General features: G+C 43.3%; 22 protein-coding genes. 15 read left to right on the top strand and 7 right to left on the bottom strand.

What is annotated here, in order from left to right:
• Positions 1 to 38: 38 nt before the first annotated feature.
• Genes QYT14_RS15350 through dut form a run of 4 tightly spaced genes read right to left on the bottom strand, consistent with a single transcriptional unit; the run spans position 39 to position 4,485 of the window.
• Positions 39 to 1,382, bottom strand: a complete 1,344-nt coding sequence (locus QYT14_RS15350; RefSeq protein WP_288325124.1) for a peptidoglycan DD-metalloendopeptidase family protein — start codon at positions 1,380 to 1,382, stop codon at positions 39 to 41.
• Positions 1,379 to 2,221 (bottom strand): DUF4292 domain-containing protein, encoded by an 843-nt coding sequence (locus QYT14_RS15345; protein WP_177795688.1) that lies wholly within the window; start codon positions 2,219 to 2,221, stop codon positions 1,379 to 1,381. The genes QYT14_RS15350 and QYT14_RS15345 overlap by 4 nt, the downstream gene beginning before the upstream one ends.
• Positions 2,218 to 4,041, bottom strand: coding sequence for a tetratricopeptide repeat protein (locus tag QYT14_RS15340; RefSeq protein WP_288325123.1), 1,824 nt, complete (start codon positions 4,039 to 4,041; stop codon positions 2,218 to 2,220). The genes QYT14_RS15345 and QYT14_RS15340 overlap by 4 nt, the downstream gene beginning before the upstream one ends.
• Before the next feature lie 9 nt (positions 4,042 to 4,050).
• Positions 4,051 to 4,485, bottom strand: a complete 435-nt coding sequence (gene dut / locus QYT14_RS15335; protein ID WP_237038672.1) for a dUTP diphosphatase — start codon at positions 4,483 to 4,485, stop codon at positions 4,051 to 4,053.
• Positions 4,486 to 4,603: 118 nt separating this feature from the next.
• On the opposite strand from dut, the gene QYT14_RS15330 reads away from it, so the two are divergent.
• Positions 4,604 to 5,935, top strand: a complete 1,332-nt coding sequence (locus QYT14_RS15330; protein ID WP_237038673.1) for a deoxyguanosinetriphosphate triphosphohydrolase — start codon at positions 4,604 to 4,606, stop codon at positions 5,933 to 5,935.
• 335 nt (positions 5,936 to 6,270) lie between these two features.
• Here the strand turns inward: QYT14_RS15330 and QYT14_RS15325 are convergent, their stop codons facing one another.
• Together QYT14_RS15325 and QYT14_RS15320 are read right to left on the bottom strand one after the other, a co-directional pair.
• Positions 6,271 to 7,251, bottom strand: coding sequence for a GNAT family N-acetyltransferase (locus tag QYT14_RS15325; protein WP_237038674.1), 981 nt, complete (start codon positions 7,249 to 7,251; stop codon positions 6,271 to 6,273).
• 24 nt (positions 7,252 to 7,275) lie between these two features.
• Positions 7,276 to 8,094: a 1-acyl-sn-glycerol-3-phosphate acyltransferase gene (locus QYT14_RS15320; protein WP_237038675.1), complete on the bottom strand. Its 819-nt coding sequence runs from the start codon at positions 8,092 to 8,094 to the stop codon at positions 7,276 to 7,278.
• Positions 8,095 to 8,460: 366 nt separating this feature from the next.
• On the opposite strand from QYT14_RS15320, the gene mraZ reads away from it, so the two are divergent.
• Genes mraZ through QYT14_RS15250 form a run of 14 tightly spaced genes read left to right on the top strand, consistent with a single transcriptional unit; the run spans position 8,461 to position 24,510 of the window.
• A complete protein-coding gene (gene mraZ, locus QYT14_RS15315; RefSeq protein WP_237038676.1) occupies positions 8,461 to 8,925 on the top strand; it encodes a division/cell wall cluster transcriptional repressor MraZ in 465 nt (154 codons plus the stop codon).
• Positions 8,922 to 9,836, top strand: coding sequence for a 16S rRNA (cytosine(1402)-N(4))-methyltransferase RsmH (gene rsmH, locus QYT14_RS15310; RefSeq protein ID WP_237038677.1), 915 nt, complete (start codon positions 8,922 to 8,924; stop codon positions 9,834 to 9,836). The genes mraZ and rsmH overlap by 4 nt, the downstream gene beginning before the upstream one ends.
• A gap of 5 nt (positions 9,837 to 9,841) precedes the next feature.
• Positions 9,842 to 10,219: an FtsL-like putative cell division protein gene (locus QYT14_RS15305; RefSeq protein WP_237038678.1), complete on the top strand. Its 378-nt coding sequence runs from the start codon at positions 9,842 to 9,844 to the stop codon at positions 10,217 to 10,219.
• Positions 10,220 to 10,223: 4 nt separating this feature from the next.
• Positions 10,224 to 12,350: a penicillin-binding protein gene (locus tag QYT14_RS15300; RefSeq protein ID WP_237038679.1), complete on the top strand. Its 2,127-nt coding sequence runs from the start codon at positions 10,224 to 10,226 to the stop codon at positions 12,348 to 12,350.
• 14 nt (positions 12,351 to 12,364) lie between these two features.
• Complete coding sequence (locus tag QYT14_RS15295; RefSeq protein WP_288325122.1) at positions 12,365 to 13,819, top strand: UDP-N-acetylmuramoyl-L-alanyl-D-glutamate--2,6-diaminopimelate ligase; 1,455 nt, start codon at positions 12,365 to 12,367, stop codon at positions 13,817 to 13,819.
• Between the two features lie 11 nt (positions 13,820 to 13,830).
• The gene (mraY, locus tag QYT14_RS15290) at positions 13,831 to 15,099 is read left to right on the top strand and encodes a phospho-N-acetylmuramoyl-pentapeptide-transferase (protein ID WP_237038681.1); all 1,269 of its coding nucleotides are present in this window, start codon (positions 13,831 to 13,833) and stop codon (positions 15,097 to 15,099) included.
• A gap of 13 nt (positions 15,100 to 15,112) precedes the next feature.
• Positions 15,113 to 16,447, top strand: coding sequence for a UDP-N-acetylmuramoyl-L-alanine--D-glutamate ligase (gene murD / locus QYT14_RS15285; RefSeq protein ID WP_288325121.1), 1,335 nt, complete (start codon positions 15,113 to 15,115; stop codon positions 16,445 to 16,447).
• A gap of 51 nt (positions 16,448 to 16,498) precedes the next feature.
• A complete protein-coding gene (locus QYT14_RS15280; RefSeq protein ID WP_288325120.1) occupies positions 16,499 to 17,881 on the top strand; it encodes an FtsW/RodA/SpoVE family cell cycle protein in 1,383 nt (460 codons plus the stop codon).
• A gap of 53 nt (positions 17,882 to 17,934) precedes the next feature.
• On the top strand, positions 17,935 to 19,065 hold the full coding sequence (murG, locus tag QYT14_RS15275; protein ID WP_288325119.1) for an undecaprenyldiphospho-muramoylpentapeptide beta-N-acetylglucosaminyltransferase: 1,131 nt from the start codon (positions 17,935 to 17,937) through the stop codon (positions 19,063 to 19,065).
• A complete protein-coding gene (gene murC, locus QYT14_RS15270) occupies positions 19,055 to 20,431 on the top strand; it encodes a UDP-N-acetylmuramate--L-alanine ligase (RefSeq protein WP_237038834.1) in 1,377 nt (458 codons plus the stop codon). The genes murG and murC overlap by 11 nt, the downstream gene beginning before the upstream one ends.
• Positions 20,428 to 21,165 carry a cell division protein FtsQ/DivIB gene (locus QYT14_RS15265; RefSeq protein ID WP_237038685.1) on the top strand — a complete coding sequence of 246 codons (738 nt, stop codon included), beginning with the start codon at positions 20,428 to 20,430 and terminating at the stop codon, positions 21,163 to 21,165. Before murC ends, QYT14_RS15265 begins: the two co-directional genes overlap by 4 nt.
• A 3-nt stretch (positions 21,166 to 21,168) precedes the next feature.
• Positions 21,169 to 22,689: a cell division protein FtsA gene (gene ftsA / locus QYT14_RS15260; RefSeq protein ID WP_288325118.1), complete on the top strand. Its 1,521-nt coding sequence runs from the start codon at positions 21,169 to 21,171 to the stop codon at positions 22,687 to 22,689.
• Positions 22,690 to 22,733: 44 nt separating this feature from the next.
• Complete coding sequence (ftsZ, locus tag QYT14_RS15255; protein WP_237038687.1) at positions 22,734 to 24,041, top strand: cell division protein FtsZ; 1,308 nt, start codon at positions 22,734 to 22,736, stop codon at positions 24,039 to 24,041.
• Positions 24,042 to 24,060: 19 nt separating this feature from the next.
• The gene (locus QYT14_RS15250; protein WP_237038688.1) at positions 24,061 to 24,510 is read left to right on the top strand and encodes a GatB/YqeY domain-containing protein; all 450 of its coding nucleotides are present in this window, start codon (positions 24,061 to 24,063) and stop codon (positions 24,508 to 24,510) included.
• Between the two features lie 794 nt (positions 24,511 to 25,304).
• Here the strand turns inward: QYT14_RS15250 and recO are convergent.
• On the bottom strand, positions 25,305 to 26,030 hold the full coding sequence (gene recO / locus QYT14_RS15245) for a DNA repair protein RecO (protein WP_237038689.1): 726 nt from the start codon (positions 26,028 to 26,030) through the stop codon (positions 25,305 to 25,307).
• Positions 26,031 to 26,269: the final 239 nt, after the last annotated feature.

The raw sequence follows: 26,269 nt of genomic DNA, 5'->3' as shown, positions 1-26,269 counted from the left end.
TCATGGGAACTTTGTATGAAAACGACAACAGAAGAAAGCTACCTTCCCAACCAAAGTTCGGGGTTCAACTTCGCCGTCTCTTTACGCAGCTGGAAATGAAGCACCGCATTGCCTGAGCTATCGGTATGAATCGTTCCAAGGATAGTTCTCGTACTTACTTTACTTCCTTTAGATACAGCCACGGAAGACAGATTACAATAAACCGATATATAATTGCCATGCCGCACCAAAATATTATTCAATCCGTTGTACTGGAATATGGCAGAAACTTCTCCATCAAAGATTGCACGTGCTTTTGCTCCCGGCTTACCTTTAATATCAATTCCTTTATTATCCAACTTCACATTACGGAGTCCGTCTACGGCATATTGTCCGTAATGACTCACGATGACATACGGCCCAGTAACCGGTATCGGCAATATTCCGCGATTGCGTTCAAAACTGCCCGACAACTGGCGGTCCTCATTATTCAAATTAAATTTCTCCACCGGTGCAGCCTTTCTTTCGGGAGCTTTGGCATCCGATTTTGAAGTAGAGGCGGTTCCTTCACCACTCTTTTTATTCGCTTCGGCAACTTTTGCCGCGGCAGCCTTCTGTGCAGCAGCTTCAGCGGCAGCCTTACGGCGAGCCTCTTCTTCAGCACGTTTACGAGCCTTTTCTATTTCAATCTCTATCAATCGGTCTATCTGTGCATTCAATTGTTGTGCAGAGCGTTTCTTCTTGGATATTTCATTCTGTATTCCTTTCTGCTTCTTCTTAAGGTTAGCCAAAAGTGTCTGACGGTCTTTTTCCTGAATTTCAAGCTTAGCTTTCTCTGCCTCCCCTTGCTTTAAAAGGTTTTCTTTTGCTTTGCGGGTTTGTTCCAGTTCTTTTTTCTTTGATATCACCTGGCGCTGTTTACGTTCTATTTCAAGTCCTTGAAGACGCTGATAGTCAGCATACTCCTGTACATAACGCATACGACGGTACGTTTGACTCAGGTTTTCGGCCGAAAAGATAAACATCAATTTCTCTTGCACAGACTTGTTGCGGTACATATATTGCACAGACGCCTCGTATTTCTTCTTTTTCTCCTTCAAGTCGCGCTGCAAAGCAGTCAACTGGCGTTGCAAAGTTGTAATTTCCTTTGCCAATGTATTTACATCCGCTTCGATGGTATGGATATATCTTCTACGTTCTTCTATCTGTCCGGTGAGCAGAGCCAGATTCTCCAATTGGCTTTTCACATCTTTCTTGGTAGACTGCAGTAAAGTCTCTGACTCGGCAATCTGCTGATGTAATTCTTTCCGTTTGTTTTCCAGCTCCCTAATCTTCCGGGTACTCTGCGCCGACAGTGCACTCAGAAAACAACAGGCGATACATAGTAAGAAGATACGTTTCATTTTTTAATGAGCTGTTTGAGCAAATCCTGCAATTCAACTTTATCATATTTCTTGGGCACGTCGGTATGAGTGTCCCAGTCACTGTTGGTGGACAGGCGGGAAAGGTCGAAAGTGGCCGTGACAGGCTTCTTTCCTCCTTCAAAAGAGACAAGCATGCGACTCGGGAACTGCTTTTTCTCCAACGAACGGAACTCATCATACTTCCAACGCAATCCATAAGAAGTGCCGGCCAGTCTGATATGACTTTCTTTCAACAGCCCTTCATTGGCTGTGGTACGAAAACGATAAGCAAACTTCTTTCCATTTTTCACTTCCAGCAGCACGGCATTCTCATTTTCGGGATGAACAGTGAACGCCGAAATATCGCGAGCCGACAATGTTTTCTTGCCGGGAAGGAAGATTTCGTTCAGAAACAATGCCTGCAGGGAGTGAAAGTCCAAGTCCGCCTTTGCCAATCCTTTAAGTTCTGCAAACGAAACTTGCACATAACGCTTGTTCATGCGGTCCATCACCAATATCCCATCGGGAGAGATTTCGGCACGTACCACTTCGAAACCGATGAGCGGAGCCGTGAGAGACAACTGTATCACTTCGTCGCGTTTCATGCGGATAGTGCCGTTTACCTTGGTAGCTCCCTTTCCGTTCAAGTCGACAGCCATTGACATCTTTGCCGTCAAAGCATCCCATGCCGGCGCACGGTTGAGAACCTCAGTCATATACTCCGTTTCCGAAAGATTACCGATAGACACACTCTTTTTCATGCTCTTGGTAGAAGAACAGGAAGAAACGAGTGTCAACAATACGGCTCCGAACAAATAAATATAGATACGCTTCATCATTCTGCAAAATATTTCTTTTGTGCAATCTTCTTCTTCAATAGTTTCAATTCTTTCTCATCGCGCGGCTCACTGCCTTCTCGGGGTGGCTCGTTGGCAAGTTTCTCGGCTTGTCGCCAATACTCCAACGCCTTTTTCTTTTCACCGCCCATATAATAGATGTCTCCGCAATGTTCCACCACTACCGAGCTCTTGTCTCCATCGTTTTGCATGGCCTGGTCAATGTAAATGCGAGCCTCGGCATACTTTCCTTTCTCAAAAAGTATCCAAGCGTATGTATCGAGATAAGTTCCGTTTGTCGGCTCAGCCTTGACAGTACGATAACTCATTTCTTCCGCTTTATCCAAATGCTTGCGCTCTACCGACAGATAATAAGCGTAATTGTTGAGGGCGCCGATATTATCTTCCTTATATACCAAAGCGGAATCATAAGCAGCATAAGCCTCGACATTCATTTTCTTGATATGATATAAATCTCCCATGATGGCATAGAAGTCTGATACAATATTCTTATCACTCTTCTCATTTACCTGATTCACCCCTTTCTTAAAGACTTCAAGCGCCTCGTCGGGCTGGTCTTTCTGGTGATAAGCCAGTCCCAGATAATAATAAAACTCCAATGTTTCGGGAGTATACTCCAATGCCGGAGTACAGAGTGCTATCACTTCATCCATATCTTGCTCGCGAATGGCAAAGCTCAAGAGCTGCAAGCGGGCAGGAATATTTTCGGGATCTGCCTCAAGCACTTTATGAAGAACGGGAACAGATTCCTTATCCATCTTCTTAGTCAGGAAATATTGAGCTGCCAACATAGCAATATCCGCATTTTCCTGCTTTCTTTCGAGTATGGAATTAAACAAACCGGCTATCTTGGTGCTGTCCTTGTCAGTCTGTTCCGAACGGAGGATGAGCTGGCGCATGATATTCATCTTGGTATTGCTTTCCACCCTGTCATTCAACAGAATAGAGTCCAACTGAGCTTGATACAAACTATCTTGTCCCTTCTTCTCGTAATAAGTAGCCATAGACAGCATGGCAGGAGCATAGCCCGGTTCTTCTTTCAGTACTTTTTGAAAAATAGAATGTGCCTCTTCCTCCTTTCCGTTATTCATATAGACATCCCCCAAGATAGTGAGGTAACGCATATCATAAGGATATTCTTTCGCCAGGTTCTCTATTTCGGTAAACGCCTGTTCGTCATTATCCATCGCCAGATACATACGGAATTTCTCCATACTGATGGCCTCGGATTTTCCGTCGCGTTCCTCCAAACGGTTCAATGTATTGATTACTTGCTGATAATCTTTAGTGCGGGTATAAAGGTCCACCAACGACATCAATGGTTCCAGTCGTTTGGGAAAATGGCTGACCATATCTTCGTATACATAAATTGCTTTTGCCGCCTCCCCCTTATTCTGATAATACGCAGCGAGTGTCTGATTATACCAATAGTTATTGGGATCGGATGCCACCGCATCCTTCAACGCCTTTTCGCCTTTATCGGGCTGATTGAGGAACATATAGAATTTGGCAATCTCGTATAGAGTTGCCGCTCCCTGAGGATAGATATCCAGGCAATGGCTATACATTTCAAAAGCAGCGTCAAGGTCTCCTTTTTCCTTCATGCGGAGTGCTTCCAAGAAAAAATAATCGTATTTACGGCGTTGCTCAGGTGTCAACGGATCCCTCTGCTCTTCCGCCAGCAATTTCTTTTTGGAAGAAGCAGTCTCTTTCCGCATGGTTCCGCACGACATGAGCAGAGCCACAAGGCAAAGCCATAATAATAACGGCAGATATCTTTTAGTTGTTTGTTTATTATTCATTACTTTATTCTAGTTTTTACCGGTATGTCCAAAGCCTCCGGCACCACGTTCTGTTTCATCCAAGACTTCCACTTCCTGCCATTCGGCCTGTTCATGACGGGCAATGACCATCTGTGCAATCCGCTCTCCGTCTTCTATCGTAAAATCTTCCGCCGAAAGGTTTATCAGGATAATACAAATCTCTCCCCGATAATCGGCATCGATAGTGCCGGGAGAATTTAATACGCCAATACCTTTCTTGATAGCCAAGCCACTGCGTGGACGGATTTGCGCCTCAAACCCTTTGGGAAGGGCAATATACAATCCTGTCGGAACAAGACAACGCTGCAAAGGTTTTAATACAATCGGTTCGTCCAAATTAGCGCGGATATCCATTCCCGCCGATTGCCCGGTAGCATATTGGGGAAGCTGATGCTTTGATTTATTGATTACCTGTACTTTCATTTTCAAAATTAACTTATCTAATAAGATGCAAATCTACACAATTCAATGGATTTATCTAAGCGTTTACAGTTTTTTAAACGGAGATTTTATACTTTTGCAAACATATAAACCCCGAATTATGAACTGGAAACAATTAATATCAAATAAACGCTTCGGACTGGAAGAGCTGCACGAAGCACGGAAAGACGACCGCTCCGAGTTTCAACGTGACTACGACCGACTGATTTTCTCCGCTCCTTTCCGTCGTTTGCAAAACAAGACGCAGGTATTTCCATTACCCGGAAGCATATTCGTGCACAACCGACTGACACACAGTCTGGAAGTGTCGTGCGTAGGACGCTCTTTGGGGAATGATGTAGCCAGCCGGTTATTGAAGAAACATCCCGAACTGGCAGATTCACATCTATCAGAAATAGGTTCCATTGTATCGGCCGCTTGTCTGGCACACGACTTAGGCAATCCGCCTTTCGGACATTCGGGAGAAAAAGCTATCTCGACCTATTTTTCAGAAGGGAAAGGAATAGCATTAAAAGAAGAGCTTTCATCGATGGAATGGGATGACCTAATACATTTTGAAGGAAACGCGAACGCTTTCCGGTTATTAACCCATCAATTTGAAGGAAGGCGGAAAGGCGGCTTTGTGATGACCTATTCAACCCTTGCTTCCATCGTAAAATATCCTTTTTCTTCGCGTTTGGCAGGAAAGAAATCAAAGTTCGGTTTCTTCCTGAGCGAAGAGGCCGACTTTCAGAAAATAGCAACCGAATTGGGCATCATCCAAGTAAGCAAAGAAGGAGAACCATTGAAATACGCCCGCCATCCGCTGGTTTATCTGGTAGAAGCTGCAGATGACATCTGCTATCAAATGATGGATATAGAAGACGCTCACAAACTAAAGCTACTGACTCATGCCGAGACGAAGGAATTATATAGTTTGTTCTTTGATGACAAAAGGAAGCAGCGAATAGAAGAGGTTTGCCAAATCGTAACAGACGTTAATGAACAGATTGCATATCTTCGTTCTTCAGTTATCGGAGCATTGATAAAAGAATGCACCCGAGTCTTCATCGAGCATGAAGAAGACATCCTCGCGGGAGAGTTTGAGGGGGCACTCATCAAGCATATCGATTCTCCTTTAAAGGAGGCATACCAGCATTGTTCGGAGATTGCTTTTCATAAAATCTATCGTTCCAGCGACGTACTGGATATAGAACTTGCCGGTTTCAGGGTAATCAGTACGCTAATCGATTTGATGATTAATGCAGTCCGTACGCCCGAAAAGGCTTATTCACAACTGCTAATCAACCGTATGTCAAGCCAATACAATGTGAATGCCCCAACTCTGTACGAAAAGATACAGGCTGTACTCGATTATATATCCGGAATGACCGACGTGTACGCGCTCGACCTTTATCGCAAAATAAAAGGCAACAGTCTGCCTGCTGTATAAGCTCCTATTGTATTTGCTTAACCACGGTGGTGGTTAAGCCTGCTCACGAGCGTGGTTAGACTTAGTCACGACTGTGGTTAAAGTTAACCACGGCCGTGGTTAATGAATATTTTACGCTCATCAATAAAAGAAGGAAAGAATGAGAGCGTGAAGGCATAAGCAGGTACAACTTACTATATCATCATGCTGTTTCTAAGTGATTTTAATGTATCGGAGAAGAATGACATCGGCTATCCCTAAAAAACATTCGGGCAAGTTTATACCTGCCCGAATATTTCAACCGCCTTCCGGCAATTGCTTGTCCAGCCTCACGGCCTCTTTCTATGTATATACAATTATTTAGCTAAAATAGGATGTGCTCCGGAAGTTATCTTCAATGACTCAGGATGCTGCTTCACAAAAGACTCAATATGGCGCACACGTTTGTCTTCCAATATTTCATTGACAGCAATCAAGATACCTGTCTCTTCCACATCACCAAATCCATAATTGATAGCTGTACCAAACATGCGCATTGTCGGAGACAAACTCATATATGCATTTACCAATGGAGGAATGTTATACCCCAACTTACGCACCTCAGTATTAAGCACCTTATAATCTTCCTTGAAAGATTCATAACAGAACAAGTTCTTCAGCAGTTCCGGGTCTGTTTCAATTTCCAACGATTTCATCGGAGTAATAAGTTTATCCTTATCGCCAAAATGCTTGTTGAGGAAGTAAAGAATCATATCACGTCCCTGACGGTGATAACTGGGATACATTGTCATCTTGCCAAAGAAGTATTTCACATTCGGCTTGATAACCGTCAAGGCTCCCAAGCCATCCCATAAATTATCGAGAGCAAACAAGCCCTTTGAGCCGGCACGTGTCGACTGATACTCCAGCGTCACAAACGAACGTCCGAGTTCGACAGTATAAGGCAAGTATTCTTTCAAGAATGTTTCGGAGAAATTAAACATATGAGCTGTTGCCAAGAGCGGCTTGCCATGTTCGTCAAATTGAGCCTCATCGCCTAACAGATAACGATAACCGCCCAATATTTCTTCAGCTTCCGGATTCCATACCACCAACTGCTTATAGGGATTCTCCATAATGTCATATTCATCAATATCCATTGATTTCCCGGTACCTCCTCCCGCAGCACGGAAAGCAATCTCGCGCAAACGCCCGATTTCCTTCATTACATTGGGGGAATCCTGATGGGTTATGACATAAATCTCATTATGACTCTTATTAGTAAATCTAAGGCGCTTATCCTCTGTTAATTCCGCCTTTAGAATTTCTTTGTTAATTGGTGCAATAATCTCTTCCATATATATTTCTCTCTCCTTTGTCTGTTATAGTTTATAGACAACGTCCTTTACAAACTGCGCCCATTGTGCAGGAGTTTTAGACTTATCAAAAGTTTGCCAGGGGATGGGTTTACCAATGGTCAAGGTAAAAGTTTTATGCCGGTTCTTCAGCATTTCATCAGCCAGATAAAGCATAGCAATGTTAAACTTGATACCTACGAATTTACATAAGTTGGCCAGATTATAGAAAAAATCCGAGTTTCGTCCTTCAAAATGCAGAGGTACTACATCGCGTTGCGTCTCCACGCTCTTGGTTACGAACGTCTTTTTCCATTCCAAGTCTCTTATCACACCATTCTGACGACGCGAACATAGCCCGGCGGGAAACATAATGATATGATTATCAGAAGCGAAACCGGCTTCTACCATTTTAGGGAAATCTCTGGATTGGGAACCGGTTTTATTGATAGGAATACACAACGGTGCCAAGCCGTGCAGGTTCATCAACAAATCATTTACCAAGTAACGAACATTACCGTCATAGTGCTTCCCAAGAATATATCCTAAAGCGACACCGTCTTGTCCTCCCAACGGATGATTACTCACAAAGGTACACTTACCCTCTTTAGGCAAGTTTTCCAGACCTTTAATTTCCACTTTAGCATCCAGGAACTCCATACACGCTTCCAGAAATTCAACTCCGACTTTATCTTTGGAGTCATGCAGAAAGACGTTCAACTCATCTTGATGCACAATACGCTTCAAGTATGAAGTAACAAAGCGAGGAATGTATTTGGATTTCTTCCCAGCTTTCGTCTTTAAAATCTTATCTATGTCAATTAAAAATATAGAGTCGTCAGCCATTTTACAAACGTCTTTTCATTGCAAAAGTAACTTATCTTTTTTTATATTGGCAATTTATGACAGAAAAATGAGCCCTTCTCTAAAAAAATTAAGAGTTTTTGTGTCTGAGACAATACAAAGCACACTGTTTTTGCGCAGTTTAAAAACGAATGTGCAATTATCCGGTTGCTTTCTCCACTTCCCGCACCAACCTGATTCCAGCCCTTTTTATAAGAAAATTATTAAAATTAAAGTTCCTGTTTACCAAGCGCATAGCCCCTTTAACAACCTGTTGAAAACTTCTCGAAATATTTTCTTGGTTTTATTGTGGGGAATTGTGGGGAATTGTGTAATTTTACAACCTGAATAATATAATAAGGTGTAAAGATGAGATTTCTTGGCAATTCGGAAGCAAAAACAGATGCAAAAGGAAGGGTTTTCTTTCCGGCTGTATTCAGGAAGCAGTTGCAAACTGCGGCCGAAGAATGCCTGATTCTACGTAAAGACACCTATCAGGATTGCCTGGTTTTATACCCGGAAAGTGTATGGAACGAGCAAATGAACGAATTGCGCAGCAAGCTCAACCGCTGGAACTCCAAACATCAAATGGTATTCCGGCAATTCGTGTCGGACGTAGAAATCATCACACTGGACGGCAACGGACGTTTTCTCATCCCGAAAAGATATTTAAAACTGGCAGGCATTCAGCAAGAAGTCAGATTCATCGGGATGGATGACACAATCGAGATATGGGCAAAGGAAATTGCAGACAAGCCGTTCATGATGCCTGAAGATTTCGGCAAGGAGCTAGAAGAAATAATGGGAAACAACAATAATGAAGGATTAGAATGAGCGAAACAGAACAGACATATCACATACCGGTACTGCTGGACGAGAGTGTAAGCGGAATGAATATCCAGCCCGGAGGCATCTATGTAGATGTAACATTCGGTGGTGGCGGCCATTCCAAAGAGATACTGAATCGTTTGGACCATACAGGACGCTTGCTCAGTTTTGACCAGGACGAAGATGCGGAGAAGAATATCGTAAACGACCGGCGTTTCACATTTGTGCGCAGCAACTTCCGCTATTTACATAATTTCCTTCGTTATTATGGCGTAGAAGGTGTAGATGCCATTTTAGCAGACTTAGGTGTTTCTTCTCACCATTTTGATGATTCGGAACGCGGTTTCTCCTTCCGTTTTGAGGGAAAGTTGGATATGCGTATGAACAAACGTGCCGGCATGACAGCAGCCGATGTGGTAAACACCTACGACGAAGAACGCCTTGCCGACATTTTCTATCTTTATGGAGAATTGAAGAACAGCCGCAAGCTGGCATCCGTCCTCGTAAAAGCGCGTGCAGTCAAACAGATTGTCACCATCGGAGATTTTTTGGAAATCATTAAACCTTTATTCGGCCGTGAGCGCGAAAAGAAAGAACTGGCTAAAGTATTTCAAGCTCTACGCATTGAGGTCAATCAAGAGATGGAAGCCCTGAAGGAAATGCTTTATGCTGCTACCGAAGCTCTGAAGCCGGGCGGACGTTTAGTCGTTATTACCTATCATTCTCTGGAAGACCGAATGGTAAAGAACATCATGAAGACAGGCAATGTAGAGGGGAAGACGGAACAAGATTTCTTCGGAAATGTGCAAACACCATTCAAGCTGATAAACAGCAAAGTAATCGTTGCCGACAGCGAAGAAGTGGAACGCAACCCCCGCTCACGCAGTGCCAAATTGAGAATCGCAGAAAAAAGATAAACGAGATGGAAGAAGAACAAAAGCAAAATACACAACAGGCCAAGGAAGAGCATGCCGCTCCTTCTCCTAAACACATGTCTATTCGCAGCATATTAGGAGGAGATATTCTAGCTAACGATTTCTTTAAGAGACAAACCCGTTTGCTTATCCTTATTATGATATTAACGGTGTTGTACATCGACAACCGCTACAGCAGCCAACAGGAGCTGATTGAAATAGATAAGTTAAAGAAAGATTTAGTAGATATTAAATATGACGCCCTTACCCGTTCATCCGAATTAATGGAAAAGAGCCGTCAGTCACGTATCGAAGAGTATATTTCGACGGAAGAGAGCCATTTACAAACGGCTACCAACCGTCCTTACCTGATAAAAAAAGACTAAAATTATGATGCCGAATCAAAAAAGCATAATGACCCGCTATTCCTTCATCATTCTGGTGATGGTATTGATAGGTATTGCAATTATTTGCAAAGCCGGCGTCATCATGTTTGCCGAACGGCAATATTGGAAAGATGTAGCCGACCGTTTTGTGAAAGAGAACGTAACCGTCCGTCCAACCCGAGGAAATATCATATCTTCTGATGGACAGTTAATGGCAAGCAGTCTTCCGGAATACAAAATCTATATGGACTTCAAAGCCGGCGGTCACCTGAAGGACTCCTTACTTATGCTCTATATGGACTCCATCTGTGATGGCCTGCATCAGATTTTTCCGGATAAGAGCAAGGCGGAATTCAAATCTCACATATTAAAAGGTAGGAAGAAAGGAAGCCGCAATTATCTGCTTTATCCCAAACGGGTGTCTTACATACAGTATAAGGAGGCTAAACGTCTGCCGGTCTTCAACTTAAACAAATACAAGGGCGGCTTTCACGAACAGGCATTCAACCAGCGCAAAAAACCATTCGGTTCATTAGCCATGCGTACATTAGGCGATATGTATCCCGACATTGAACAAGGTGCCAAGAATGGTTTGGAGCTTTCTTACGATTCTATATTGAAGGGACGCGAAGGTATTACCCACCGCCAAAAGGTGATGAACAAATACCTGAACATAGTAGACATACCGCCTGTCGACGGATGTGATATCATTACGACAATCGATGTCGGTATGCAAGATATCGCAGAAAAAGCATTGGTCGATAAATTGAAAGAAATTAATGCAACCGTAGGTGTTGCCATTTTAATGGAAGTACAGACCGGAGAAATCAAGGCGATTGTGAATATGACCAAATGTGCGGATGGAGTATACAGGGAAATCCGCAATAATGCGGTCTCGGATATGATGGAACCCGGGTCTACTTTTAAAACAGCCTCTATCATGGTAGCTCTTGAAGATGGGAAAATAACACCCGACCAAACTATTGATACCGGAAACGGCGTTTATAACATGCATGGTGCCCGCATGAAAGACCATAACTGGCATCGGGGAGGATATGGCGTAATCACCACTACGCAAACGTTAATGTACTCTTCCAACATCGGTGTGTCACGGTTAATAGACCAAAACTATCACGACCATCCTGAGAAGTATGTACAAGGTTTATATAAATTAGGTATAGCGTCTCCACTCCATTTGGATATTCCGGGAGCAGGCGACCCATTTATCCGCATGCCTAACAAGAATAACTGGTCACGGACGGCATTGGCATGGATGTCTATCGGATATGAGACACAGATTCCTCCCATCAGTACGGTAACGTTTTATAACGCTATAGCAAACAACGGTGTATTGGTCAAACCTAAATTTGTCAAGGCAATCGTGAAAGACGGACAAGTAGTAGAAGAAATTCCGACCGAAGTTCTTAACCCAGCTATCGCTTCTCCCAAAACAATTCAAGAGATACAAGTTATTCTTGAAAAGGTAGTTAGCGAGGGATTAGGCCGACAAGCAGGTTCCAAACAGTTCCATGTATCCGGGAAAACAGGTACCGCTCAAGTATCTCAAGGAAGGTCGGGATACACTAACGGAATGCGCCAGTATTTGGTCAGTTTCTGCGGTTATTTCCCTTCCGAAGCTCCCCGATACAGTTGTATCGTGGCCATTCAAAAGAATGGTTATCCGGCATCGGGAGGCGGTATGGCCGGTCCTGTATTCCGCAATATAGCCGAACGCGTGTTTGCCAAACATCTTGCCCAGGACTTACAAGGTGCGAAAGATTCAACTTCCATCTTAGTTCCTGACGTGAAACACGGAGACATAGGAGCAGCAAACTATGTATTAAATCAGATTGATGTAAGAACCACCGGTCTATCAAACAGCTATTCAATTGACAAGCCGGTCTGGGGAAACGTCACGACGAATCCAGAGAATGTAATGTTCAGTAAAAAAGAAATAAATAATAAACTAGTACCGAGCGTAATCGGCATGGGCGCTAAAGATGCTGTTTATCTATTGGAGAGTGTCGGCTTGAAAGCCCGTCTAAACGGAATGGGTAAAGTCAAGTCGCAGAGTATTCCGGCCGGCAATACTATACGCAAGGGACAAACCATACAATTACGATTAAATTAATATAGAAGAAAAAAATGAAACTGGAAGAGATTATAAAAGGTATAACCGTAAGCGAAATCAGTGGCAATACCGCCAAAGATATTTCAGGAATCAATATGGACTCACGTCTTATTGAACCGGGACATGCGTTTGTAGCTGTAAAAGGTACGCAGACAGACGGACATGCTTATATCACAAAAGCAATAGAAAAAGGTGCTGTTGCAGTGGTATGCGAGACTCTTCCCGAAACATTGAACGAAAACATCACTTATATTAAGGTAAGCGATACAGAAGATATTGTCGGGAAACTGGCCACTGCCTTTTATGGTGACCCGACATCACAACTGGAATTGGTAGGTGTGACCGGAACAAATGGTAAAACCACCATTGCCACCTTATTATATAATATGTTCCGTAAATTCGGTTATAAGGTTGGCTTAATATCCACAGTTTGTAATTATATTGATAATGAGGCGATTCCTACAGACCATACCACTCCCGATCCCATTACATTAAACCAATTATTAGGCCGTATGGCAGACGAAGGTTGCAAGTATGTCTTCATGGAAGTCAGTTCACATTCTGTTGCCCAAAAGCGGATTGGAGGTTTAAAGTTTGCCGGGGCTATTTTCACCAATTTGACGCGCGATCATCTGGATTATCACAAAACGGTCGAGAATTATCTAAAAGCCAAGAAAGCATTCTTTGACGGCTTGTCGAAAAGTGCTTTTGCCCTAACCAATCTAGACGATAAAAACGGCTTGGTTATGACACAGAACACCAAAGCGAAAGTCAGCACCTATTCTCTTCGCAGCCTCAGTGACTTTAAGGGCAAAGTGCTTGAAGATGGATTTGAAGGAATGTTGCTGGACATTAATAATGTAGAGGTCAACGTACAATTCATCGGACGTTTCAACGCCTCCAATTTATTAGCCGTTTATGGTGCCGCCTGTCTGCTGGGAAAGAAACCAGAAGATGTTCTTCTTGCTTTAAGTACACTACACCCCGTCGCCGGGCGTTTTGATTCCTTGCGTTCTCCCAAAGGCTATACAGCCATCGTTGATTATGCACATACTCCCGATGCACTGGAAAATGTGTTGAATGCCATCCACGAAGTATTGAACGGAAAAGGAAAAGTGATTACAGTGGTAGGCGCAGGCGGTAACCGTGATAAGGGAAAGCGTCCTTTAATGGCCCAAGAAGCAGCAAAGCAAAGTGACAGGGTCATCATTACTTCAGATAATCCCCGTTTTGAAGAACCGCAGGATATCATTAATGATATGCTTGCAGGACTGGACAAAGACGATATGCGTAAAGTTATCAGCATAGCAGACCGAAAAGAAGCCATTCGCACGGCATGTATGCTTGTCCAAGCGAAAGACGTCGTGCTGGTTGCCGGAAAAGGGCATGAAAACTATCAGGAAATAAAAGGTGTAAAGCACCATTTTGATGATAAGGAGGTATTGAAAGATATATTTGCTAATGAATAAACCCACAAGAGATGCTATATTATTTATTTAAATTTTTAGAGCAGTGTGATTTTCCCGGAGCCAGAATGTTCGGCTATGTATCATTCCGTTCATTAATGGCTGTCATACTTTCGTTGTTGATATCCGCTATCTTCGGAGAATATTTCATCAACTTGCTGAAACGGAAACAGATTACAGAAACCCAGCGCGACGCCTCTATCGACCCTTTTAACGTAAAGAAGGTAGGCGTTCCTACGATGGGGGGGATTATTATTATTGTGGCTATCCTCATTCCATGTCTTTTATTGGGAAAACTGGATAACATTTATATGATATTGATGCTGATTACTACTGTTTGGCTAGGCACATTAGGATTCTTGGATGACTATATCAAAGTTTTCCGGAAAGATAAAGAAGGCTTGCATGGCAAATTTAAAATTATCGGCCAGGTTGGGTTAGGATTAATCGTAGGGTTAACTCTCTACCTAAGCCCCAATGTGGTTATCCGTGAGAATGTAGAAATACAGAAAGAAGGAGAAATAGTAGAAGTGATTCATAAGACCCATGATGAGAAATCCACCAAAACAACCATACCGTTCTTTAAGAACAACAACTTGGATTATGCTGATTTTGTAGGCTTTCTAGGCGAGCATGCTCAAACTGCCGGATGGATATTATTCGTTTTAGTAACCATTTTTGTTGTAACTGCCGTCTCGAATGGTGCCAACCTAAATGACGGCATGGATGGAATGGCAGCCGGTAACTCTGCTATCATAGGTTTGACGCTCGGCATTCTGGCCTATGTATCCAGCCACATCGAATATGCCGGATACCTTAATATAATGTATATTCCCGGTAGTGAAGAACTGGTTATATTTATATGTGCATTTATTGGTGCACTCATTGGTTTCCTTTGGTATAATGCATTCCCGGCACAAGTATTCATGGGCGATACGGGAAGTTTGACCATCGGTGGTATCATAGCGGTATTTGCAATCATTATTCACAAAGAATTGCTTATACCTATCCTCTGCGGAATCTTCTTGATAGAAAACTTATCGGTTATTCTTCAAGTGAGATATTTCAAGAGTGGAAAAAAGAAAGGACATGTGCAACGTATTTTCAAGCGTACACCTATCCATGACCATTTCCGCACTACATTAGCACAACTAGACCCTAATTGCAGCTATGTCTTTACAAAACCCGGCAGTGTATTTCATGAATCTAAAATCACAGTACGTTTCTGGATTGTTACTATCGTGCTGGCTGCAATTACGATTATTACATTAAAGATAAGATAAACGAAGATTGATTATGGCTAAGAGAATTGTCATATTAGGAGCCGGAGAAAGCGGTGCGGGAGCAGCAGTTCTGGCAAAGAAACAAGGTTTTGAGACATTTGTTTCAGACATGTCTATGATTAAGGACAAATACAAAGATATGCTAAACGAACGAGGCATTGCATGGGAAGAAGGAAAGCATACCGAAGAGCTGATACTAAACGCTGATGAAGTGATAAAAAGCCCCGGTATCCCTAATGATGCCCCAATGATTTTGAAATTGAAAGCACAAGGAACACCTGTTATCTCTGAGATAGAGTTTGCAGGACGTTATACGAACGCTAAAATGATTTGTATTACAGGCAGTAATGGCAAGACCACCACTACTTCCCTTATTTATCATATCTTCAAAAAAGCAGGACTGAATGTCGGTCTGGCTGGAAATATAGGGCAAAGTCTTGCTTTTCAAGTGGCTGAATACAATTATGATTATTATGTAATTGAGCTAAGCAGCTTCCAATTGGATAATATGTATAAATTTCATGCCAACATTGCGGTGCTGATGAATATCACCCCGGACCATCTGGACCGTTATGACCATGAAATGCAGAATTATGTGGATGCAAAATTCCGCATCATACAAAATCAGACAGACGAAGATGCCTTTATCTTCTGGAATGACGATCCGATTATTCAGCGTGAACTCCATAAATATGGAATTCACGGACATTACTATCCTTTTGCCGAGCAAAAAGAAGACGGAGCAGCTGCCTATGTTGAGAAAGACAAGGTATGCTTCACCAGACCGATTGCCTTCAACATGGAGCAAGAAGAGTTGGCCCTGACCGGCACTCATAATTTATTCAACTCCATGGCTGCCGGTATTTCCGCTAACTTGGCCGGCATCCGCAAAGAATGTATCCGCGAAGCCTTGGGAGACTTCAAAGGAGTGGAACACCGACTGGAAACAGTATGCCGCGTAAAAGGAGTGGACTATATCAATGACTCAAAAGCCACCAATGTAAACTCTTGCTGGTATGCATTGCAAAGCATGAAGACAAAAACAGTCCTGATTTTAGGTGGAAAAGATAAAGGCAATGATTACAATGAAATCGCCGATTTGGTAAAAGAGAAATGTGTAGGGCTCATTTATATGGGGTTACACAATGAAAAGCTGCATGAGTTCTTCGACTCATTCGGACTTCCCACAGCTGATGTTCAGAGTATGAAAGATGCTGTGGATGCAGCCTATCGCATGGCAAAGAAAGGTGAAACTGTATTGTTGAGCCCTTGTTGTGCCAGTTTCGACCTCTTCAAGAGTTACGAAGACCGTGGGGAGCAGTTTAAAGAATGCGTAAGAGCATTGTAAAAGAGGCAACCTGATTAATTTAGCCAACGTATAAACTGAAAATAAAATAGCATGGACCTGATAAAAGACTTATTCAAGGGCGACAAAGTAATCTGGATTATCTTCCTGTTTCTTTGTTTGATTTCCATTGTAGAGGTATTCAGCGCCGCCAGTACGCTTACTTACAAAAGTGGAGACCATTGGGGTCCCATCACTCAACATAGTGTTATCCTAATGGTGGGTGCTTGCATTGTGGTATTGGTGCATAACATTCCCTGCAAGTGGTTTAGAGTTCTTCCCTTCTTCTTATTGCCTATATCTGCAGTTTTATTGGTATTCGTAATGGGAATGGGTATTATTACAGGTGACCGCGTGAACGGAGCAGCCCGATGGATGACTTTTTTCGGCATCCAGTTCCAACCGTCTGAGCTTGCTAAAATGGCTGTTATCATCGTCACAGCTTTCATTCTTTCCAAGTTTCAAGAAGAAGACAGTGCCAATCCGAAGGCATTCAAATATATTATGTGGATTACCGGTATCGTATTCATATTGATTGCTCCCGAGAACGGTTCAACAGCCATGTTACTTTTTGGAGTTGTTTTTCTGATGATGATTATCGGACGCGTACCATGGAAACAACTCCTCAAGCTGACTTCCATTGTAGGAGTCATTGCCGTCATATTTGTGGGAATGATTATGGTAACACCCGCAAAGCAATACCGTGACGTACCGATGATGCACCGTGTAGAGACATGGCAGAACCGTATTAAAGGATTCTTCGAAGATAAAGAAGCTGTTCCGGCTGCTAAATATGATATTGACAAGGATGCTCAAATCGCCCATGCCAATATCGCCATTGCCTCCAGCAATATCATTGGAAAAATGCCGGGCAACAGTGTCCAGCGAGATTTTCTTTCGCAGGCGTTCTCCGATTTTATTTTTGCTATTGTTATTGAAGAACTTGGGTTGTTGGGAGGCGGCTTTGTTGTCATTCTCTACATTTGGTTACTGATGCGTGCCGGGAAGATAGCCCGAAAGAGTGAAAAAGCTTTTCCTGCATTCCTTGTCATGGGCATTGCCATTTTGCTAGTCTCCCAGGCTATGTTGAATATGATGGTGGCAGTAGGTCTTTTCCCTGTCACGGGACAGCCATTGCCTCTTATCAGCAAAGGAGGTACATCCACTTTAATCAACTGCGCCTACATCGGCATGATTCTCAGTGTCAGCCGATATGTAGTAGAGAAAGAAGAACAAAAGAAACAGGAAGAAGAGACTGCTGCCGAAGTGAGGCTACAAGCAGCTACCCAGATTTTGCTGGAACATGCACGAGGTCTGGTAACAACCGAAGCTGCCGGTAAACTTGAGAACGAAGATATACTTTCGGAGGTGTCAGAACCAATTTCGGCAGACGAAACAGTAGTAACAGAAACTTCCGAAGACAATAAATCAGTCTAAGACTGAACATATTAGGAGTTTATTCATAACTTTGCATCAAAATAGAGCAAGAAATGGAAGAGAATTTAAGAATTATCATCAGCGGAGGGGGAACCGGCGGACATATTTTCCCTGCCATATCCATTGCCAATGCCATAAAAGAACAACATCCCGAAGCGGAAATCCTGTTCGTAGGCGCCGAAGGCAGAATGGAGATGCATCGTGTTCCAGCTGCCGGTTATCCAATCAAAGGTTTACCCGTTGCCGGATTCGACCGCAAGAACTTGCTAAAAAATATATCCGTCCTTTACAAACTGGCAAAGAGCCAGTGGAAAGCGCGCAAAATTATTAAAGAGTTCCGTCCCCATGCAGCAGTCGGAGTCGGTGGATATGCCAGTGGCCCAACACTGAAGGTAGCCGGAATGATGGGAATCCCCACCCTGTTGCAAGAACAGAATTCTTATGCAGGAGTTACGAATAAGCTGTTGGCAAAAAAAGCCTGTAAGATATGTGTAGCCTATGACGGTATGGAGCGTTTCTTTGAAAAAGACAAAATCATACTGACCGGTAATCCTGTACGCCAAGGGTTGCTCAATCATGCTATCACTCGCGAAGAAGCCATTCATTCTTTCGGACTTTCCCCGGAAAAAAAGGTCATTCTCATTCTAGGGGGAAGCCTCGGTGCACGTACCATCAACCATTGTGTGATGGAAGGACTTGAAAAGATACGCACATCGGGCGTGCAATTCATCTGGCAAACCGGTAAGATTTACATTGATGAAGCCCGCGCTGCCGTAGCTAAAGCGGGAGAACTGCCCATGCTTCATGTTACCGATTTCATTAGTGATATGGCATCGGCATACAGTGCTGCGGACTTGGTTATCAGCCGTGCCGGAGCCGGTTCCATCTCTGAATTCTGTCTATTGCAGAAACCGGTCATTCTGGTACCCTCTCCCAACGTAGCGGAAGACCATCAAACCAAAAACGCATTGGCATTAGTCAATAAAAACGCGGCGCTCTATATAAAAGATGCCGCTGCCAAAGAAGCTTTGTTGGATAAAGCGATTGAAACCGTCCAACATCCTGAATTGCTAAAGAGTTTAAGTACAAATATTGCAAAACTGGCCTTTACGGACTCTGCAAATGTCATTGCACGCGAAGTCTATGAATTGGCTGATGATTATAGAAAGAGAAATGAATGTTAATACACTAAAATCAGTTTACTTTATCGGCGCCGGGGGCATCGGTATGAGTGCATTGGTACGTTACTTCTTGTCAAAAGGCAAGAATGTAGGTGGCTATGACCGTACTCCAAGTGAACTGACGGAAAAGTTGATAGAAGAAGGAGCAGCTATTCACTACGAAGATAGCACAGACCAAATACCCGCCTCATTCCGTGATGCGTCAAGCACTTTGGTTGTATATACTCCCGCTATCCCCGAAACACATAAAGAGTTTACCTATTTCCGTGAAAACGGATTCGAGATACAGAAACGCTCGCAAGTGCTCGGCATGTTGACCCATGCCGGAAAAGGTCTTTGTGTAGCCGGCACACATGGCAAGACGACCACTTCGACCATGACAGCCCACTTGCTGCATCAATCCCATGTCGGTTGCAACGCATTCCTGGGAGGTATTTCAAAAAATTACGGAACTAATCTACTGTTGTCCGATACCAGTGAATATATAGTTATCGAAGCCGATGAGTTTGACCGTTCTTTTCATTGGCTTTCACCTTATATATCAGTAGTCACTGCTACTGATGCCGACCATTTGGACATTTACGGCACCAAAGAAGCCTATTTGGAGAGTTTCCGGCACTATACTTCCTTGATTCGTCCGGGTGGGGCGCTGATTATGCGCAAAGGCATCGAACTGCAACCGGATTTGCAGGAAGGTGTAAAACTATATACCTATTCTAAAGAAGAAGGTGATTTCCATGCAGAGAATATCCGTATCGGAAACGGTGAAATATTCTTTGACTACATTTCGCCACTGGGTAATATTGACGATATCCAATTGGGAGTACCCATCGCCATTAACATTGAAAACGGAGTGGCAGCTATGGCATTGGCCCAGATGAGCGGTGTCACCAATGAAGAAATAAAAGAAGGAATGAGAACCTTCCATGGAGTAGACCGTCGTTTTGACTTTAAAATAAAGAATGACAAAGTGGTATTCCTGAGTGACTATGCCCACCATCCGTCTGAAATCCGTCAAAGCATTCTTTCCATGCGCGCCTTGTATCAGGACAAGAAGTTGACTGCAGTATTTCAGCCGCATCTCTATACCCGTACACGTGATTTCTACCAAGACTTTGCAGACAGCCTGTCATTGCTGGATGAAGTAATTTTGGTAGATATCTATCCGGCACGAGAGAAACCAATCCCCGGAGTGACCAGCAAATTGATTTATGACAATCTGCGCCCCGGCATCGAGAAATCTATGTGCCGGAAAGAAGAGATTCCAGAGGTACTGGGAAATAAAAATATAGAAGTATTAATCACTTTAGGTGCGGGAGACATTGAAAACTATGTTTCCCAAATCTGCGAAATACTGAACAAACAATGATTAAACGAATTTTCATACTCCTGTTCTTGTTACTGATAACAGCTTACCTTGTAGTAGCGGTTACAGTCTTCAATACCAAGCCTGCAGACCAGACTTGCAAGGGTATGGAATTGATTATCAATGACAGTATCGACCATGGCTTCATCACTAAAAAAGAAGTACTCCGCCTACTCAACAGCAAGAAGTTGTCTCCCGTGGGAAAGAAGATGGGAACAATCAACACCCGGCTTTTAGAAGATGAACTCAGCAAGCACCCATTGATTGAGAACGTGGAATGTTACCGTACTCCCGGTTGTAAAATCGGTATCGAAGTTACCCAGCGCCTGCCCTTATTAAGGGTAATGGCTGCCAACGGAGATAATTATTACATTGACAGCAAAGGAAAAGTGATGCCGATACCCAACAGTTCGGCCCATGTAGCTGTTGTTACTGGTAGTGTAAGCCGTGACTTTGCCACGAAAGAATTATATAAGTTAGGCATCTTTCTACAGAATCATCCTCTATGGGAAGCCCAGATTGAACAGATAAACGTCACTCCTGCCAAAGAACTGGAACTGGTTCCGCGTGTTGGAGAGCATATCATCTTCCTTGGGAAACCCGGCGATTATGAGGAAAAGTTTGAAAGACTGAAGATTTTTTATAAAAAAGGTCTGAACCAGGTGGGCTGGAACAAATACAGCCGCATCAGTTTGGAGTTTAGCAATCAGATTATTTGTACCAAAAAAGAGAAGTAAGATATGGCAGCAACAGATTTTATTGTAGCAATAGAGCTGGGGTCTTCAAAGATCACAGGCATTGCAGGAAAGAAGCATCCGGACGGAAGTATACAAGTACTGGCCCTTGCCAGCGAACCTTCGTCTGATTTCATCAGGAAAGGAGTTATTTATAATCTGGACAAGACCGCACAAAGCCTTACTTCGATTATCAAGAAACTGGAATCGACATTAAAGGCTTCTATCGGAAAGGTATATGTAGGCGTTGGCGGACAGTCGCTCCGCACTATCCGCAACACGGAAGTACGCCATTTGGAAGAAGAGACTAAAATATCACAAGAGTTAATTGACTCGCTGATGGACAGCAACCGCGAAGTGCCCATCATCGACCAAGATATATTGGAGGTAGCCCCACAAGAATATAAGGTAGGCATTAACTTATTGGCTGATCCTGTCGGCGTTCCCAGTGACCATATTGAAGGCCGTTTCCTCAACATCATTGCCCGCAGCAGTGTAAAACAGAATATCGACAAGTGTTTCCGTCAAGCGGGAATAGAGATTGCAGATTATGTCATCTCACCGTTGGCACTTGCCAATGCGGTGCTGACGAACAGCGAAAGACGCTCCGGGTGTATGCTCATCGACTTTGGTGCAGATACAACTACTGTTTCGGTTTATAAAAACAATATCCTCCGCCATCTGGCAGTTATTCCTTTAGGCGGCAGCAATATTACCAAAGATATTTGCAGCCAGCAAATAGAAGAAGAGGATGCCGAAGAGTTGAAAGTCAAATACGGCAATGCCTATATTGATCCGTCACAAGACGAAGAAGAAACACCCAACTATGCCATTGACGGAAAGTGCAGTATCGAAGCTCATTTGCTGGAAGATATTGTTGAAGCACGTGTCAACGAAATATTGGCTAATGTATGGAATCAGATTGTACTCTCCGGCTACGATGACAAGTTGTTGGCAGGTGCCATTGTCACCGGTGGTGCAGCCAACTTGAAAAATATGGAAGAAGCTTTCAGCAAACGCACCAAACTGGAGAAAGTGAGAATGGCCAAAGACTGCCAACTGAGTCTTAAAGGAGGTATTGAATTAAAGAAAGACGGAACGGCCAACACCATCATCGCACTGTTGGCTGCCGGAAAAGAGAACTGTTACCGCCCTGAACACCCGAAAGAACCGGTACAACCCATTCAAACCGGGCTCTTTACTGAAGAAGGAGAAAGTGCAGAAGAAAAAAGAAGAAGACTGGCACAGGAAGCCGAAGAGAAACGCAGAAAGGAAGAAGCTGAAAAGCAACGCATTGCCGACTGTGAAAGCTTCATAAAGAAAGCCATCGAACTGAAGAATTCTGAAAAATATAAAGAAGCATTAGCTGCTTTGAGCAAAGCTGAAATGCTCGGTGTAGAAACCAAGAATGCTCAGATACGCGAACTGGAGAAAGACATCAAGCAATTGAAAAAAGGCAGCAGCCTTTGGTCAAAGCTGGGCAAGAAAATCACCACGCTCTCTGACGACCTGTTAAAAGAAGATTAAAAGAAACTAGTAAATTACATCACCTTATATAATATAGTAAGATTATGTCTGATGAAACTATAATGCCATTCGATTTCCCACAAGACAACCCGACCATCATTAAAGTAATCGGTGTGGGTGGTGGCGGCGGCAATGCCGTAAATCACATGTACAAAGAAGGTATTCACGATGTAACATTTGTAGTGTGCAACACAGACAATCAGGCATTGGCCGAATCGCCTGTGCCCGTCAAACTGCAACTGGGCAAAGAAGGACTGGGAGCCGGAAATCGTCCTGCACGTGCACGCGAAGCCGCTGAAGAAAGCATTGAAGACGTAAAAAATATGCTGAACGACGGCTGTAAAATGGTATTTATCACTGCCGGAATGGGGGGAGGAACCGGAACCGGTGCGGCACCTATCATTGCCAAGACAGCCAAAGATATGGATATCCTTACTGTAGGTATCGTCACTATACCCTTCTTGTTCGAAGGCAATCGCAAAATAGATCAGGCGCTGGACGGTGTAGAGCAAATGAGCCAGCACGTAGACGCTTTGTTGGTTATCAATAATGAACGCCTGCGCGACATCTACTCCGACTTCAGTGTCATGAATGCTTTCGGAAAAGCAGATGACACCCTTTCTGTAGCAGCAAAAAGTATTGCCGAGATTATCACTATCCGCGGTACTATCAACCTCGACTTCAATGACGTGAAAACAGTATTGAAAGACGGTGGTGTGGCCATAATGAGTACCGGATACGGTGAAGGAGAAAATCGTGTGAGCCAGGCTATCAATGATGCGCTTCACTCTCCGCTGCTGAACAACAATGATATTTTCAACTCAAAGAAGATTCTGTTCAACATCTCTTTCAGCACTAAGAGCGAGTTAATGATGGAAGAAATGAACGAAGTGCACGACTTCATGAGTAAGTTTGGCAAAGATGTGGAAACCAAATGGGGACTTTACATCGACGAATCGTTGGAAAGCAAAGTGAAATTCACTGTACTGGCAACCGGCTTCGGCATCAAAGATGTACCGGGTATGGACAATATGCTCAACAAACGTACCATCGAAGAACAAAAGAAGCTGGAAGAACAGGAAGAAGAAGAACAGCGCAAAGATGAACGCCGCGGAGACTACTACGGTCGCGACACTTTCAAGAATAGCAACAAGAAAAAACGACACAACATCTATATCTTCAGTCTGGAAGACCTTGACAATGACGACATCATCAGTATGGTAGAAACAACCCCCACTTATCAACGAACCAAGACTGTGCTCGAAAGTATCCAATCCAAAGCCGTGGCCGAGGAAGAGGAAACATTCAGCAACAACGATACCGAAAACGGTGGCATAACAATAACATTTTAACAACTAAAATATAGAGAATATGGATTTATTTGACGTAATCAGCAACGATATCAAAGAGGCTATGAAGGCCAAGGACAAAGTGAAATTAGAAACTTTGCGCAATGTAAAAAAATTCTTCCTCGAAGCAAAGACCGCTCCGGGAGCCAATGATACACTGACCGATGACGCTGCTCTAAAAATTATGCAGAAATTGGTAAAACAAGGCAAGGACTCAGCTGCTATTTACACCGAACAAGGCCGTTCTGATTTGGCAGAAACCGAATTGGCTCAGGTAGCCGTCATCGAAGCCTATCTGCCGAAACAGATGGGGGCTGAAGAATTGGAAGCTGCTTTGAAAACAATCATTGCAGAAGTAGGCGCAACCGGTCCACAGGATATGGGCAAAGTAATGGGCGTGGCTACCAAGCAACTGGCAGGCAAAGCAGAAGGTCGTGCCATTTCAGCTAAGGTAAAAGAACTGTTAGCATAAAGCCTTTAAACACCATTTAAAAAAGACGGAAGCGTTTGCCAAAAAGCTGCTGAAGTTTTTGAAAAAGGCAGGAGAGTTTTTCTGAAAAGACCTTGGTCTTGTGTAAGAAACGCTCTTCTGTCTTTTTTATTGCAACAACTCTTTACAATAAGTTTAATTCATCATCCGGCTTCCACACCAAGCTATTGTAGCACTAATGGTTACCCCCTGATATATGAAACGCAGTTTCCCGAGGCAGTCATTATTCTTGGGGATTTAACAAATCAAGAAGGTGTGTCAAAACCAACATGACCACTCTACAAAGTTACAGATTGTAACTAACAATTATAAAGGAGCCATATCAAACTCTGTTTTTAAGTAATGATATGGCTCTTTTCATCATTGATTTAGGGAGTCAAGTTTCAGATTAAAAATTGTCCTTTCATCAAATTACGTTTTGACACATCCTTTCCTCCGGTTTTCACCCCCCCGCAGACGCTTAGAACTCCCTACATCGTTTCATTAGCCGGAATAAGCGTTTGCGTCCTTTCGATTAAGCCTTTCTGTCAGTCGGATTACTACAGTCTTCGGCAGTGGACTGTACAGTCCATTACGGCAGACTGTACAGTCCGTTACGGTGGACCGTACAGTCCATTGCTGTAGACTGTAGTAATCTTCCGTTCAAAAAGCTTTAGCTGACCCTAAGAAACAGCTTACTCTTCCTTTGTCGATGACATGACATATAAATCACTAAGAATACTGACTGCCCCGCTTTCCTTTACTTCGTATTTGAATCCGCAGAAAAATATCGGTTTTCAGGCAAAGAGCTCTTTCAATACATCCAATGATTTAAGCAAAGGGAAATCAGGCAAATGCAGGCGATAATAATCATTGATAATGGTAAGACAACGGTTGCGCTCCGCACGACTCATGGCAAAAAGGTGCATCGTCTCATAATTCATCCGCATCAGAATATTAATATGAGAAGCCTCATCCGGCTTCAGAAACGCCCCATGCGAAGGCTGTATGGGAGTGAAACAAGCATTGAGCAAATCAAAAAAACATCCCTCATCATAATCTTCCGTATTAGGATAAAGACCTAGAAAGCGGGAAAAGCGCATCAAAAACACCAAATGAAAATTGGCAAACCCACGCTCACACTCATCCAACCAACGAATGGAATGCTCCAAATAAGCAAAAAGCGGTCTGTTCTCTGCCTCCTCACGCAATGACCGATAAAGAAACTCTGCAAGAAACATAGCTATGGCCGACTTATAAGGATCATAAGGCAAGGTACGAAACGGATACCATGATTTAGCCTCCTTAACAGGATAGAGGCTGCCATTCGGACGATAGTCCGCCTCAAACTCCACCATAGCAAGGGGTTGAAAAAGCACCGACTTCACCGCCGACTTGCGCGAGCGGGGAATTTTCACCAGAAACGAAGCCCGTCCCGTGTGCTGCGTATAGATATCGACAATATTCGAAGTATCATTATACTTTAGACTATGAAGTACGATTCCGACTGTTTTTTGCAACATATTCTTCCATTATTAAGCCTCTACCACGTACAAAAGTAGTCAATTTCGAGGAAAATGAGCAGAAAACTAAAAAAAATCACTCGAATGTTTTGGAGATTTAAAAATAGTTCCTACCTTTGCAACCGCAAAAGAGAAAAACACTCTCTGATGCAAAAGCCAAGCTAAGGCTGGCAAGTTAAAGGCCTGGCCCCTTCGTCTATCGGTTAGGACGCAAGATTTTCATTCTTGAAAGGGGGGTT

This window comes from uncultured Phocaeicola sp. (assembly GCF_948499155.1).
In the GTDB taxonomy this organism is placed as follows: Bacteria; Bacteroidota; Bacteroidia; order Bacteroidales; family Bacteroidaceae; genus Phocaeicola; species Phocaeicola faecalis.
This window is presented reverse-complemented; position numbering and strand designations above follow the sequence as displayed.